This is a genomic window from Pantoea sp. BAV 3049 (genome assembly GCF_009765445.1).
Taxonomy (GTDB): Bacteria; Pseudomonadota; Gammaproteobacteria; order Enterobacterales; family Enterobacteriaceae; genus Erwinia.
On sequence record NZ_WHOY01000031.1, the window covers coordinates 4980373 to 4993537 of the forward strand.

Sequence of the window (13165 nt, forward strand, 5' to 3'; positions counted from 1 at the left end):
TAATTCACTTTAGAAAATTCGTTTTTAGCGGCGCAGATCGCATTTTACTGCTGACTTCTCTCGCCGCTTGTGTCGAAGAGCCCCGATAAAAGTAGTAAGAGGTAAACCCAATGATGGCGCGGATTAAGACGGTATCTGAGCAGACAGTCCATCAGCATGAAAACTCTGCGACAATGCTCACATATGCCTGCAGAAAACCGCTGACTGGCTTAGGAAAAACGAAATTTTGCGAAGCCGATCCAAAAATTTAAATTTCATAATTTATTAAACATGAAATAAATGTTCTTTTATCTTTCCACGCGGAACTGACCGGTTCCACGGCTGAAGAGCTGAACCCGCCGCGCCCACTCCATTTGCAGGAGCAGTTAAGATGGCCATCGACCCGACCCGTTTCTGTATCAACCGTAAAATCGCCCCAAACCTGAGTATCGGGCATTTTTTCCAGCTGGTTCACTCACTCGGCCTGAATAAGGTTGAGCTGCGCAATGACATGCGCGGGGGCAAAGTCACCGACAATCTGTCCGCCGCCGAAGCGCGCTCGCTGGCGGAGCGCTATGGCCTGGAGATAGTCACCCTCAATGCGCTGTATCCCTTTAATCAGCCTGATGATGCACTGATGCGCAGAGCAGAAGGATTGCTGAAAGATGCGCTGGCCATTGGCGCCAAAGCGCTGGTGATGTGCCCGCTGAACGACGGTACGCCGGTGACGGCGAACGACACTATCGCCGCGCTGAAAAAGCTGGCACCGCTGTTTGAGCAGTATGGCATTGCAGGGCTGGTTGAGCCTCTGGGCTTCCCGATCAGCTCATTACGCTCGGCGGTTCAGGCACAGGCGCTGATCCGCGATGCCAGCGTCCCCTTCCGTCTGGTACTGGATACCTTTCACCACCATCTGTATGAGAATGCGGAAAGCGAGTTTGAGCAGGGTATCGACGTTAACGGTATCGGGCTGGTGCATCTGTCCGGGGTGGAAGACACTCGCCCGACGGCACAACTGACGGATGAAGAACGTATCATGTTAAGCGACGGGGATGTGCTGAACAGCGTGGCCCAGGTGAAGCGGCTGGAGCGCATGGGTTATCGCGGCATTTATGCCTTTGAGCCGTTCTCTTCCGTGATGGACGGCTGGAGCGCGGCGGAAATCGAACGTGCGATTCGCCAGAGCATTGCGCTGCTGCAAAACTGAATAGCGGAGCCGCCAGCCCCCGACGCTTATCGATTGGCGGCTCCGTTTCAGGACATCTCCACCAGTTCTTCTTTATGCTGCGGCTGGCTGCGACGTAATTTCAGCGTCAACAGGATCGCCAGGCACACCAGCAGACCACTCAGCAGGTAGATAACCGGAACGCCAAAGTAGCTCATCACCAGTCCGGCCAGCGGACCAGTGATCCCCAGCGACAAATCCATAAAGGCGGTGTAGGTTGCCAGAGCACTGCCCTGGTTCTGTGGCGGTACAGCTTTAACCGCCACCACACCGACCGCCGGGAAGACCAGTGAGAAGCCAGCTCCGGTCAGGAAAGCGCCCAACTTCGCCATCCACGGGTCGACGGCACCCCAGACCAGAAACAGGCCAACAGCCTCCACCGCGAAACAAACAATCGCCACCGCCAGTCCACCATGCCGGTTAATGGCATTAGGAAACAGCAGCCGCGTGCCAACAAAGGCTCCGCTGAACAGCGTCAGCGCCCAGGCTGCGCCTTCCCAGCCCTTTGCCTGATAGAACAGCGTAATAAATGTGGCGATAACGCCAAAGCCTGCCGAACCCATGGCGAGGATCAGGCCAAAATTCCACACTTTGCCCAGTACGGTACGGAAAGGCAGCTGCCTGCCCTTGCTGCTTTTTACCGTCGGCCGTGGCAGGGCGAACAGGATAGCAACCAGCGCGATGGCGATGATAATTCCTGAGAGCAGCAGCAGGCCGCCCCAGCGATAGATCCCCACGCCCAGCGGAGCGCCGATGGCCATTGCCCCGTAGGTGAAAATGCCGTTCCACGAGATCACCCGGCCAATATGCAGCGATCCGACCACACCCACGCCCCACAGCGTGGAACCCGTTCCGGCAAAACTTTGCCCCACGCCCAGGATACCCCGGCCCAGACAAAGCAGAGACAGGCTGAGCACCGGAACAGCCGCGCCAGCTGCCGCCAGCGCATAACAAACCCCGCTGAGAAAGCAGCCACACAGGCCGAAAACCACCACTTTCTTTGGCCCCCAGAGATCGGCATAACGCCCGGCATGGGGGCGGCTGAGCAGAGTGGCGAAATATTGCAGGCTGACCACCAGCCCGGCCCAGAACGCACTGTAGCCCATCACGTCATGGACATAGCCGGGCAGCACCGCCAGCGGTAAACCGATGGTCAGATAGCTGGCAAAATTGAAAATCACGACGGAAATAATGCGCAGGTTAAGGCGTAAACCGCCCGGAGCAGGCTCCAGCGCAGGTTGTTCAGGCATGGAAATCAGCACCCTTCAGGGAAGAACAGGAGTTTTTACTATAACCTGATTTTAACAAAAAAGGTCAGCCCCAGGCCGCCATTGTCTCTGTAGCCATAATTCCGTCACATACTCTTCTTATACTGCCCGCTGAATAAAATCCCAAAGAGGATAACAAGATGCTGGCTCCCCTGACTTTCCCCCAGGAGAGCGCGACTCGTCGGCTGATGACGAAGGTCAGGCCATGCCTGAACTGTGATGAGACGGCCTGATGACGCGAACTCCAACCCCGATCGTGCTGAAGGGCATTCGTTATGCTTTTGGCGCAAACACCGTACTGAACAACCTTGACCTGACCGTTGAAGGCGGCACCACCGTGGCCCTGCTCGGCCCTTCCGGCTGTGGAAAAAGCACCTTGCTGAAACTGCTGGCTGGCCTGCTCCAGCCGCAGAGCGGTGTAATTCACTTTGCCGACCGGCTGATAGCCAGCGCAACGTCCTTCCGGCCACCGGAACAGCGCGATATCGGCATGGTGTTTCAGGACTACGCCCTGTGGCCGCACATGAGCGTGGCGCAGAACGTCGGCTTTCCGCTGCTGATGCGCCGCGTACCCAATGCTGAACGCCTGACTAAAATCATGGTCGCGCTGGAACGTGTTGGCCTCGCCGATTTCGCGCTACGCAAACCTTCCGACCTTTCCGGTGGCCAGCAGCAGCGAGTCGCGTTGGCCCGCGCCATCATCGCCGAGCCCTCCATTCTGTTGTTCGACGAGCCCCTCTCTAACCTCGACCGCGACCTGCGTGAATCTCTCTGCCGCGAAATGTCCATCCTGCTTCCTCAGTTGGGCATCACTGCCGTTTATGTCACGCACGATCGCAACGAGGCCGAAGTGCTGGCCGACAATATTGTTCATTTGTCACAAGGTTCCGTTACGTCCATTCAGGCCGTAAAACCACTCTCCGGGGAAACAGCATGAAATCCATTCTGACCAAGAAAACAGGAGCCATCTTCGCGATGATCTTCACATCTGCCATGATGATTAACGATGCCAGTGCGCTGACGGTCTATACCGCCGGGCCGGGATCGCTGGCTAAAAAACTCGCCGCCGGTTATGAAAAGCAGACCGGGGTGAAGGTCAATATTTTCCAGGCCACCACCGGTAAAGTGATGGCGCGTCTGGAAGCCGAACAGGCGAACCCGCTGGCGGACGTGCTGATATCCGCTTCCTGGGACACCGCCGAAGAGTTGCAGCATCGCGGCTGGCTGCTGCCCTACCAGAGCGCCAACGCGGCCAAAGTGCCGGCCAGCCTGAAAACCGACGCCTATGTTGCGCAGGGCATCTCTGCACTGGGGATCGTGTGGAACACCAAAAGCGGCACGCCGGAACCCAAAGAGTGGAAGGATCTGACCATGCCAGCCTTTAAGGATAAGGTCACCACACCGGATCCTGCGCTTTCCGGTGCCTCACTGGATCTGTTGATTGGCCTGCAAAACGGCAGGGGTGACGACGCATGGCAACTGTTCGATAAGTTGAAGAGTAACGGCATGGTGATCAGCGGCCCTAACGCTCAGGCCCTGACACCGGTCCTGCAGGGAGCAAAGGCCGCCGTATTTGGCGCAGTTGACTACGTCTCTTACAACAGCATCAAGGATGGCGAAGCCATCAAGGTGATCTTCCCGGCCAGCGGCACGGTGGTTGCTCCACGTCCGATGATGATCCTGAAGTCGACCCGGCACGCGGCGGATGCCAAAGCCTTTATCGACTACGTGCTCTCTCCGGAAGGTCAGGAGCTGGTCGCCGGTGCCTGGCTGATGCCTGCACGTTCGGATATCGGGGCGAAGCGCCCGCTGCTCAGCGATCTTAAAATCCTGCCAGCGAAGAGTGACGGCAACAGCAACCGCGCCTCGGTTCTGCAACGTTTTGGCAAGCTGTTCGCTCATCACTAACCGGTTCGCGCCCCACATTCAGGAAATCTGCCTGTGAAACTCTCTCTGATGCCACTGTTTACGGTGGCACTGCTGACTATTCTGGTGGCGCTGCCACTGCTGTTTATATTATTACAGGCGCTGTTTCCGGCACTGAGCGAAGGGTCGCTCGCCGGGGCATTCACCCCCATTTCCGCTCTGCTACACGATCCCGAACTACCCGCTTTGCTGAATGGCACGCTGAAAACCGGCGCTGGCGTGGCACTGTTCAGTGCGCTGTTAGGTATTCCGTTGGGCACGCTGCGCGGATTGTTTCACCTGCCGCTGGCACGCTTCTGGGATCTGATGTTCCTGATCCCTTTCCTTACCCCACCCTATATTGCCGCACTGAGCTGGATGCTGGCCCTGCAGCAAAACGGCTATTTGCAGCAGCTGACCGGCAGTAACCTGAATAATCTGCTGTTCAGCCAGACCGGTATCATGCTGGTGATGACGCTGAATATCTTTCCGGTGGTCTATTTTGCCGTTTCCCGCAGCATGCTCGCCAGCGGTCAGCGGCTGGCAACCGTGGCCCGGGTTCACGGCGCGTCGGCCTGGCGGGCGTTCTGGCACGTCACGCTGCCTATGGCTTTACCGTCGCTGGCGGCTGGGGTGCTGCTGGCTTTCACCCTGGCAATTGAAGAGTACGGCGTGCCTGCCGCGCTGGGCGCACGCGCCGGAGTGGTGATGCTGACCGTGGGAATTCAGCAACGGCTGGCGGACTGGCCGATCGATCTTCCCGGCTCTTCGCTGCTGTCAGTGATGCTGGTTATGATTGCCCTCTGCGCCTTTGCCCTGCAGAAGAAGCTGGTCGGCAACAAAGAAGTGACCAGCATTACCGGCAAGCCAGCCGACACCAGTCTGGTTTCTCCGGGGGCCTGGCGCTGGCCAGTGATGATAGTGTTTGGGCTGGTTGCGGCGTTAGTGGTTGCCCTGCCGATGGCCTCCCTGTTGCTCACCGCTTTTATGTCCACGCTGTCGGGCGGAATTCACGCTGATAATTTCACCCTGCGCCACTTTGCAGCGCTGTTTGATCACCAGGGCGAGGCCTTTTCGGCCCTTTCCACCAGCATGGGACTGGCACTGGGGTCGGCGCTGATCACCGGACTGCTCGGCTTTCTGGCCGCCTGGCTGGTGGTGGAGGGTAAAATGCGCGGGGCGAAGATGATTGATGCTCTGTCACTGCTGCCCGCGGCGTTGCCCGGCGTGGTGGTGGGAGTCGGTCTGATCCTGTTATGGAACCACGCCTTCTGGCCCGTTTCGCCTTATAACAGCTGGGTGATCCTGCTGCTCTCCTACTGCTGTTTGTTGCTGCCCTGGCCGGTGCGTTATGTCAGCAGCGCGTTAAAACAAATTGGCGGAAATCTTGAACCTGCCGCCCGTGTTCACGGTGCCAGCACGGTGCAGGCGCTGCGCCACATTATCCTGCCGCTGGTCTTCCCCAGCCTGCTGGCCGCAATGCTGATGGTGTTTGCCATTGCCTCACGCGAGCTGGTGACTTCTCTGCTGCTGGCCCCGGCAGGTACGCAAACCGTAGCGGTCTTTATCTGGCGCCAGTTTGAACAAGGATCGATCGGGCAGGGAATGGCAATGGCCAGTATCGCGATGATGGTCAGCCTGACGTTGATGCTGGTCGCTCTGGCCCTGATGCAGCGCCAGCAAAAAGCCTCGGAGCATTCCTGAAATCAACCTGTTACTCCCTGCAGCCGCTACACTTACTGGTCAAACTGACAGAGTGGAGAGGGAATGAGCGAGCTGCAGCAGGAGAAGATGGGGCAGAATATGCTGCTGAAAATGGCCACCCTGGTGGTGATCCTCGCAGGCATCAAGGCGGCCTCAGAGATCCTGGTGCCGTTTTTACTGGCCCTGTTTCTGGCTATTGTATTAAACCCGCTGGTGACAATGCTGATGCGCCGTGGTGTGCGGCGCGGGCTGGCGATTACTTTGGTGGTCGTTGCCGTCCTGTTTTTTATCGCCCTTCTGGTGGCGATGATCGCCGGGTCAGCCAATGAGTTCAGCAATATCTACCCGCAAATCCGCGGGCAGATGGAACACAAGTTAGCCATCGTGCAGCATTTCGCCGCCCATTTTCATCTCAATTTATCCACCGACCGCATGGCCGAACGGCTCGATCCCAATTCAGTGATGAACGTGGCAACCACGTTGCTGAGCCAGTTCTCCGGCGCGATGGCCAACATCGTGCTGTTGCTGATGACGGTGGTATTTATGCTGCTGGAAGTTCATCACCTGCCCTATAAACTGCGCTTTGCGCTGATTAACCCGAGGATCCGCATCGCCGGTCTGCATAAAGCGTTGAAAGGCGTGACGCACTATCTGGCGCTAAAAACACTGATCAGCCTGATTACCGGCGTGGCGGTGTGGCTGGCCCTGACGATGCTGGGCATTAAGTTCGCGCTGCTTTGGGGCGTGGTGGCATTCCTGCTTAACTTTATCCCCAATATTGGCCCGGTGATCGCCGGTATCCCACCGCTGATTCAGGCGCTGCTGTTAAATTCCATTTTTGATGCCGGGATGGTGGCGGCGCTGTTTATCGCCATTCATATGCTCTTCGGCAATATGCTGGAACCGCGGGTGATGGGTAAAGGCCTGGGGCTTTCCAGCCTGGTGGTGTTCCTGTCGCTGATCTTCTGGGGATGGCTGCTCGGGCCGGTCGGCATGCTGCTTTCCGTACCGCTGACCAGCGTATGCAAGATCCTGATGGAAACCACGCCGGGCGGCGCTAAGCTGGCTATTCTGCTGGGAACCGGCCGCCCTAAATCAAGTGAAGTCAGTCGACAATAAACAGTTGCGCACCGCTTTCCGCTCAAGTTATTTAGTTATTGGCGCTCAGAGCCATGCTATTTTATCGCCAGTGCGGCCACTCCAGCTTGCCGGGTGACAGGGGAAAAAAGTGCAATCACTGCTTAAAAAACGGCGTGATCGAAAGGGGCTGCTGCTCGCCATTGCAGGCCTGCTGCCGCTGATCCTGTGCATCGTCTTTACCTTTATTAATGCCCGCCAAATCGTGCAGCGACAACAGGCCGTCACCGCATCCATGCTGCTGACCCAGGCTGAATCCATCAGCGACCAGGCGTGGAATATGGTGGGCCAGCTGCGTCAGTTTGACGGTGCCAGATGCAGCGATATTGATGACGATTTAATGCGTCTGGCCGCGCTTTATCCCTATTTTCGCTCAATTGGTGTAATGCAAAGTGGTGAAGTCACCTGCTCCTCCGCCTTTGGCAGCATTAACGGCAATTTGCCCACTATGATCCAGCGTCAACCGCCAGAACACCGCAAAGCCTGGTGGATGCTGTCGATCGCCGGAACCTACGCGGTGAAAGACCGTCCGGCAGTGATTTTTATTCGCGACACACCGAGCCAGTTCAGCACCTATGCAGTGGTGGATGGTCAGTATCTTCTGGACTTTATGCACGCGGTCGGCAAAAGCCATGGTTACAACATCGAGCTGCAGTTTGGCGGTGGCTACAATATTGATGGCGGCTACGCGCCATCGGCAGGCTCCTTCTTACTCAGTGCTTCAACGCTGACCGTCACCTCAAATCGCTACCCGATTGTTGCCCGCGTTACCTCGCCGCCCAGTGATGCTGCCCTGACCTGGCGACACGGCCTGCTGACCTTTATGCCGATGGCGGTGATCTTTTCGCTGCTGTTAATCACGGTGACCAACAACTGGCTGCAGCGCAAATTGTCAATGCGTGACCAGTTGCAGCGAGCCATTAATCACCGGGAATTTTCGGTCAATTACCAGCCGATTTATGACATCGCAAACCAGACTTACGGCGGCGCAGAGGCGCTGATGCGCTGGCAGTTGCCCAACGGGAGCTGGGTCCGTCCCGATCTGTTTATCGCGGCCGCAGAGTCGGAAGAGATGATTGTACAGCTGACCCGTCATCTGATGGATCTGATTGCCGAAGATGTGCAAAACTGGACGCTACCACCAGGCTTTCATCTTGGGGTGAACGTCGCGGCCGAACATATCCAGCATGCTGAATTTATCGAGGACATCCGCACGTTTGCCGCACGCATTGCCATGCATCAGATCAGCCTGACGCTGGAGCTGACCGAGCGCAGCCTGATTTCCGAAGGTGATGAAGTGGTCCGCAAGCTGCAGCAGTTGCGCAGTGAGGGCATCCGTATTTCCATCGACGATTTCGGCACCGGCCACTGTTCGCTCTCCTATCTGCAAACCTTCCCGCTTGATTATCTGAAAATCGATCGCGGCTTCGTCAACGCCATCGAATCTTTGCAGGATGAGACGCCGGTGCTGGACGCCATCATTATGCTCAGCAAGAAGCTGAAGCTGTCTGTTGTCGCCGAGGGTGTGGAAACGCCGCTGCAGCTGGCCTGGCTGAAAGCGCGCGGCGTGGACTATATTCAGGGCTATCTCTACGCCCGTCCAATGACCAGTGCCGCGATGATGACGTGGATACATTCAGCAGACCAGCCGTCAACGTCACACCCACCCGGCTGAAGCAGGGGAAAAAGATGAAGTGTATTATTCTCGATGATTATCAGTCCGTTGCCCTCTCCTGCGCGGACTGGGCAGTGTTGCAGCCCGGGGTGGAAACGCACGCCATCAGCCAGCATTTCAACAACAGAGAGGAGCTGGTCTCGGCGCTGCAGGCGGCAGAAATCGTGATTATCATGCGTGAAAGAACGCCCTTCGGGGCCGATCTTTTTGCCCGTTTGCCCAATCTGAAATTGCTGATCACCTCCGGCATGCGCAATGCGGCGATTGACCTGCAGGCCGCCAGCCGCCACGGCGTGGTGGTTTGTGGCACCGCCAGCGGCTCCGAAGCGCCTGCCGAACTGAGCTGGGCGCTGATCCTCGGCCTTGCCCGCCATCTGGTTACCGAAAATACCGCGCTGCGCGATAACGGCCCATGGCAGCAGACGTTGGGCATGACGCTGCACGGCAAAACGCTGGGGCTGATTGGGTTGGGAAAAATTGGCGAACAGATGGCACGGATTGGCCAGGCTTTTGGCATGGAAGTTTGCGGATGGAGCCAGAACCTCAGCGAGCAACGGGCTGCAGAGTGCGGCGTGCGCCTGATGCCGGACAAAGCGACACTCCTGCAACACAGCGACGTGATCTCGCTGCATCTGGTGCTCAGCGAGCGCAGCCGCCATATTATTGACGCTGAAGCATTTGGGCAGATGAAACCCACCGCGCTGCTGATTAACACCTCCCGTGCCGGGCTGGTTGATCAACAGGCAATGATCGCTGCGCTGAGTGAAAAACGAATTGCTGGTGCAGGCGTGGACGTTTTTGATCGGGAGCCATTGCCTGCAGACAGCCCGTTAAGAACATTGCCCGGTCTGCTGGCGACTCCGCATCTGGGTTATGTCGCCGACACAAACTATCAGCGCTATTTTTCTCAGGCAGTGGAGAATATTCAGGCCTGGTTAGCGGGTAAAACAATACGCAGGTTAGATAAGTAATTTTAATTTATTCTGGCTGGCCGCCTGACAAGTTTTGTCGGCGGTCTGTTTAATCAAATCCGACGTTTTAAAACCGCGCGTAATGCCACATCCAATGTTTCATCCGCAGCCGCAAATTCAGCCTGAGTTTTCGTCGTTATCCCGACCGCTTCGCGTCTTGCTTCCACCCGCTGATTCATTCGCGCCAGGGGGGCATAATATGATCGGCCTGCTGCTCCAGAATATATCCTGTTGCCAGCGCCGCTCCACTGCCTTATCCATGCTCCCGGCACAATTTAACCATCCATTCTGCAGGGGCATCACCGGGACATTCACTGGCTTACGGCCGTGCGTCTGCCGCCACCACACCCCACTGAGCACTCTTTTTTTTCAATCAGACATGCCATGCTGAAAGAGTTGTTGGATCCATTGCTTATCAGTTTACCCAATCTGATTTCAGGTAGAAATTATGTTACATGGCGAAGAGGCGATATACTCAGTGCAGACGGAAATCTGTTGAGGGGCGTCAATACCCGCTACATTTTGCTGTCAGTGGGGTCAGAGACCCTACATAATTTAACCCGTTTCGCCTGCCACAACAGACTTAACCACGGCGAATGGGCAAAAATCTAATTGGGAAACAGTCAATTACAGGGTGTTTTATATGAAGCTACGTAGGAAGCGTGTTAAGCCGATTGGCTTAAAAGACGTAACGATCATTGATGATGCCAGGTTACGCAAAGCCATTACTGCAGCGTCGCTCGGCAACGCCATGGAGTGGTTTGACTTTGGGGTTTATGGTTTTGTGGCCTATGCCTTAGGCCAGGTGTTCTTCCCGGGTGCCGATCCGGGCGTGCAAATGATTGCTGCACTGGCAACCTTCTCCGTGCCGTTTTTGATCCGCCCGCTTGGCGGTCTGTTCTTTGGTGCGCTGGGCGACAAGTATGGCCGCCAGAAAATCCTCTCTGTTACCATTGTGATCATGTCGGTCAGTACCTTCTGTATTGGTCTGATCCCCTCCCATGCCTCAATAGGCATCTGGGCACCGATCCTGCTGTTGCTGTGTAAGATGGCACAGGGCTTTTCGGTCGGTGGTGAATACACGGGTGCGTCCATTTTCGTCGCCGAGTACTCTCCTGACCGCAAGCGCGGCTTTATGGGCAGCTGGCTGGACTTCGGTTCGATTGCCGGTTTCGTCCTCGGTGCCGGGTTAGTGGTGCTGATCTCTACGGTGATCGGTGAAGCAAAATTCCTTGAGTGGGGCTGGCGTATTCCATTCTTCGTTGCTCTGCCGCTGGGTTTCATCGGGCTTTATCTGCGTAACGCGCTGGAAGAGACCCCGGCGTTTCAGCAGCATGTCGACAAGCTGGAACAGGGTGACCGTGAAGGTCTGGCTGCAGGTCCGCAGGTTTCGTTTAAAGAGATTGCCACCAAACACTGGAAAAGCCTGCTGGCTTGTATCGGTCTGGTGCTCTCCACCAACGTCACCTATTACATGCTGCTGACCTACATGCCGAGCTATCTTTCGCATAACCTGCACTATTCCGAAGACCATGGCGTGCTGATCATTATCGCCATCATGATCGGGATGTTGTTTGTGCAGCCGGTGATGGGGCTGATGAGCGATAAGTTCGGTCGTCGTCCGTTCGTAATCGTCGGCAGTATCGCGCTGCTGGCGCTGGCTATCCCCTGCTTCATGCTGATCAACAGCAACGTGATGGGGCTGATTTTCGCAGGTCTGCTGATCCTCGCGGTGGTGCTGAACTGCTTTACCGGCGTGATGGCTTCCTCGCTGCCAGCGATGTTCCCGACCCATATCCGCTACAGCGCGCTGGCCAGTGCCTTTAACATCTCGATTCTGGTCGCCGGTCTGACGCCAACGCTGGCCGCCTGGCTGGTGGAATATACCGCTAACCTCTACATGCCTGCTTACTACCTGATGATTGTGGCAGTGGTGGGCCTGGTGACCGGTATTATGATGAAAGAAACGGCCAATATGCCGCTGCGTGGCGCGACGCCTGCTGCTTCTGATATCGCGGAAGCAAAAGAGATCCTGCAGGAGCATCATGACAATATCGAAACGAAGATCGACGAGATTAACGTACAGATCGCTGAGCTGGAAGAGAAGCGTAAGCACCTGATAAACCAACATCCGCATATCAACGAGTAGCGTGCGCTGTTCTAATGCAGGCCCCGGTTATCCGGGGCTTTTTTTTCTGCAGATCAGGGTTTCGTCCAGTAGGTGCCCGTTTCCGCCACGGGCAGGAACTGGCGGTTCATCTCGTCCAGTGTTTTTTCCGGATCAAGATCGCTGAACAACTGAGGGTGGAAGGCTTTGGCAAAAATTTCCACGTCAAGCAGGTGCCACGGGCTCATATAGAAGTTGTGCCACACCGCCAGCGCTTTGCCATTGCGGATCGCTGGCAGCTGTGAAAGCAGCGTTTCCCGCTTCAGCGCCTGAGCAAAGCTCTGTTGTGCCTGCTGAGCGCCAATCTTTGGCCCAAGCTGCAGTTGCTGTTCCTGACCCGGCCCCGCCATGCCTGTTGCCAGAAACATGTCCGGATTAGCGACAATCACCGCTTCCGGGCTCAGCTGTCCGAACACACTGCCAAAGCGACCGGAGGCAATATTGTTGCCTCCCGCAAAATTCAGCAAATCCGCCAGGTTACCATGCCCGACAGTGGTACAGCACTCTTCTCTGCGGCCGATATGCAGCTGCAGCATCACGCTGGGTCGGGGTGGGTTCGCCTGCTGCAGACGGTCGCGGATCAGGTTCATATGCTGCTGGTAGAAGGTGATAAACCGCTGCGCTTTTCCCTGATCATTCAGCGCTTCACCCAATATTTTCAGGCTCGGCACGGTGTTCTTCAACTGATCCACACGGGTATCGATATAGATCACCGGGATCCCCGCTTCGGTCAACTGCCGCTGAAAGCTGTCGTGATTACTTTCCTGTTTGGCATAGACCGGGAGGATCACCAGATCCGGCCGCAGCGCGATCACTTTCTCCACGCTGATCTGCGCATAGTTGGCGTTACCGACGATGGGGATTTTTTTCATCTCCGGGAAAGCCGCACTGTAGCGATCCCAGGTCTGCCGGTCGAGTCGCTGCAGATCGCCAGGCCAACCCACCACGCGCTTTACCGGATTGCCCTCTTCCACCAGCGCAAGGGTGTAAATCATCCGGCCCTCACCCACCACAATGCGCTGCGGGTTGTCAGGGATCTCAACTTTACGCTGCAGAATATCGGTGAGGGTCTTAGCCTGTACCAGGCTGCTGGCCAGCAGCAGCAGCAAAAGGAGCGTCTTTTTCATCTCAGTT

10 protein-coding genes are annotated in these 13165 nt (G+C 56.5%); 8 read left to right on the forward strand and 2 right to left on the reverse strand.

Annotated features, from left to right (window positions below):
• Nucleotides 1–370 precede the first annotated feature (370 nt).
• Nucleotides 371–1186 carry a TIM barrel protein gene (locus tag GSQ70_RS24715; protein WP_158784993.1) on the forward strand — a complete coding sequence of 272 codons (816 nt, stop codon included), beginning with the start codon at nucleotides 371–373 and terminating at the stop codon, nucleotides 1184–1186.
• Between the two features lie 47 nt (nucleotides 1187–1233).
• On the opposite strand, the gene GSQ70_RS24720 is transcribed toward GSQ70_RS24715, so the two are convergent.
• Complete coding sequence (locus GSQ70_RS24720) at nucleotides 1234–2454, reverse strand: MFS transporter (protein ID WP_158784994.1); 1221 nt, start codon at nucleotides 2452–2454, stop codon at nucleotides 1234–1236.
• Nucleotides 2455–2704: 250 nt separating this feature from the next.
• On the opposite strand from GSQ70_RS24720, the gene GSQ70_RS24725 reads away from it, so the two are divergent.
• The 7 genes from GSQ70_RS24725 to proP all read left to right on the forward strand — a co-directional run bounded on the left by GSQ70_RS24725 (nucleotide 2705) and on the right by proP (nucleotide 12013).
• Nucleotides 2705–3409, forward strand: coding sequence for an ABC transporter ATP-binding protein (locus tag GSQ70_RS24725; protein WP_158784995.1), 705 nt, complete (start codon nucleotides 2705–2707; stop codon nucleotides 3407–3409).
• Nucleotides 3406–4380 (forward strand): ABC transporter substrate-binding protein, encoded by a 975-nt coding sequence (locus tag GSQ70_RS24730; RefSeq protein ID WP_158784996.1) that lies wholly within the window; start codon nucleotides 3406–3408, stop codon nucleotides 4378–4380. The genes GSQ70_RS24725 and GSQ70_RS24730 overlap by 4 nt, the downstream gene beginning before the upstream one ends.
• Before the next feature lie 48 nt (nucleotides 4381–4428).
• Nucleotides 4429–6081 carry an iron ABC transporter permease gene (locus GSQ70_RS24735; protein WP_158785458.1) on the forward strand — a complete coding sequence of 551 codons (1653 nt, stop codon included), beginning with the start codon at nucleotides 4429–4431 and terminating at the stop codon, nucleotides 6079–6081.
• Between the two features lie 63 nt (nucleotides 6082–6144).
• Nucleotides 6145–7200: an AI-2E family transporter gene (locus GSQ70_RS24740; RefSeq protein WP_158784997.1), complete on the forward strand. Its 1056-nt coding sequence runs from the start codon at nucleotides 6145–6147 to the stop codon at nucleotides 7198–7200.
• 109 nt (nucleotides 7201–7309) lie between these two features.
• Nucleotides 7310–8893, forward strand: a complete 1584-nt coding sequence (locus GSQ70_RS24745) for an EAL domain-containing protein (RefSeq protein WP_158784998.1) — start codon at nucleotides 7310–7312, stop codon at nucleotides 8891–8893.
• Nucleotides 8894–8907: 14 nt separating this feature from the next.
• Complete coding sequence (locus GSQ70_RS24750) at nucleotides 8908–9864, forward strand: D-2-hydroxyacid dehydrogenase family protein (RefSeq protein ID WP_158784999.1); 957 nt, start codon at nucleotides 8908–8910, stop codon at nucleotides 9862–9864.
• A 643-nt stretch (nucleotides 9865–10507) separates the two neighbouring features.
• Nucleotides 10508–12013, forward strand: coding sequence for a glycine betaine/L-proline transporter ProP (gene proP, locus GSQ70_RS24755; RefSeq protein WP_158785000.1), 1506 nt, complete (start codon nucleotides 10508–10510; stop codon nucleotides 12011–12013).
• A 53-nt stretch (nucleotides 12014–12066) separates the two neighbouring features.
• Here the strand turns inward: proP and GSQ70_RS24760 are convergent, their stop codons facing one another.
• Nucleotides 12067–13158, reverse strand: a complete 1092-nt coding sequence (locus tag GSQ70_RS24760; protein ID WP_158785001.1) for an ABC transporter substrate-binding protein — start codon at nucleotides 13156–13158, stop codon at nucleotides 12067–12069.
• Between the last annotated feature and the right edge of the window lie 7 nt (nucleotides 13159–13165).

What these genes read in the sequence shown, in the direction of transcription:
- GSQ70_RS24715 (WP_158784993.1), top strand. Translation starts at nt 371, where the DNA reads ATGGCCATCGACCCGACCCGTTTCTGTATCAACCGTAAAATCGCCCCA.
- GSQ70_RS24720 (WP_158784994.1), bottom strand. Translation starts at nt 2,454, where the DNA reads ATGCCTGAACAACCTGCGCTGGAGCCTGCTCCGGGCGGTTTACGCCTT.
- GSQ70_RS24725 (WP_158784995.1), top strand. Translation starts at nt 2,705, where the DNA reads ATGACGCGAACTCCAACCCCGATCGTGCTGAAGGGCATTCGTTATGCT.
- GSQ70_RS24730 (WP_158784996.1), top strand. Translation starts at nt 3,406, where the DNA reads ATGAAATCCATTCTGACCAAGAAAACAGGAGCCATCTTCGCGATGATC.
- GSQ70_RS24735 (WP_158785458.1), top strand. Translation starts at nt 4,429, where the DNA reads ATGCCACTGTTTACGGTGGCACTGCTGACTATTCTGGTGGCGCTGCCA.
- GSQ70_RS24740 (WP_158784997.1), top strand. Translation starts at nt 6,145, where the DNA reads ATGAGCGAGCTGCAGCAGGAGAAGATGGGGCAGAATATGCTGCTGAAA.
- GSQ70_RS24750 (WP_158784999.1), top strand. Translation starts at nt 8,908, where the DNA reads ATGAAGTGTATTATTCTCGATGATTATCAGTCCGTTGCCCTCTCCTGC.
- proP (WP_158785000.1), top strand. Translation starts at nt 10,508, where the DNA reads ATGAAGCTACGTAGGAAGCGTGTTAAGCCGATTGGCTTAAAAGACGTA.
- GSQ70_RS24760 (WP_158785001.1), bottom strand. Translation starts at nt 13,158, where the DNA reads ATGAAAAAGACGCTCCTTTTGCTGCTGCTGCTGGCCAGCAGCCTGGTA.